Below are 904 nucleotides of genomic sequence, written 5' to 3' on the forward strand. Positions count from 1 at the left end.
GCATCGCGCGGGCGGCACCATCCCGCGCGTGCGGGGCCGAGGCTTGCTGAGCTGCGATGTTACCGGGCGGAGGCGAGCCGGCGTATCGGTTCGTCATAGGTGGCCGGTCAGGCCAGGCCTACCTGTTCCAGGGCCGCCGTGAAACCCCTGCGCCAGCCCTCCGGGGTGGCGCTGGGGGAGGGGGCCGGGGCGGGGCGGGTGAGGGCGGACAGGGCGGAGCGGACGACCTCGTCCGGGCGGGCGGAGACGACGTCGGCGTGGCCCAGCTCCAGTTCGTGCTGGAGGTTGTCGCGGCCGTGGCCCTGGACGACGTCCAGGAGCAGCAGGCGGCGGCCGAGGGCGCGGGCCTCGCTGCAGGTGTCGCCGGAGCTGGTGACGACCAGGTCGGCGGCGGCCATCAGGGCGGGGACCCGGTCGGTCCAGCCGTAGGCGTGCAGCCTGGGCCGGCTGGCGGCGGCACGGCGCAGGCGGCGTTCCAGGTCGGCGTTGCTGCCCGCCACCGCGAGGACGTGCGGCCCGGCGTCGGCCAGCGCCGACGCCGTCCGGGCCACCGGGCCGAGGCCCCAGGCGCCGGACATCAGCAGCACGCACCGCGCCTCCGCCGGCACGCCCAGCTCCGCCCGCGCCTCCGTGCGCGAGGGCGGGTGGTAGAACGGCGCCCGCAGCGGCGCGGGGAGCACGGCCACCGGTGCGCCGGGCCGGTACCGCCGCACACCGCACGCGGCGACCTCCGAGGTGACCAGGAACAGATCGGTCTCCTCCTGCACCCAGAGCCGGTGCGGCGTGACGTCCGTGCACAGCACCAGGTGCCGGAAGGGCCGGGGGCTGCCCCGCAGCCGGTTGACCGCCGACGTGGCCGTGGCGAACACGGACACCACCAGCTGCGGGCGCTGCTCCACCAGCA

At 77.0% G+C, this 904-nt stretch carries 1 protein-coding gene; it reads right to left on the reverse strand.

Annotated features, from left to right (window positions below):
• Window positions 1–107: 107 nt before the first annotated feature.
• The coding region (locus tag ABD308_RS07805) for a glycosyltransferase family protein (RefSeq protein ID WP_486327012.1) at window positions 108–904 on the reverse strand (797 nt) is incomplete at its 5' end.

It is taken from the genome of Kitasatospora putterlickiae (assembly GCF_039527695.1).
Taxonomy (GTDB): domain Bacteria; phylum Actinomycetota; class Actinomycetes; order Streptomycetales; family Streptomycetaceae; genus Kitasatospora; species Kitasatospora putterlickiae.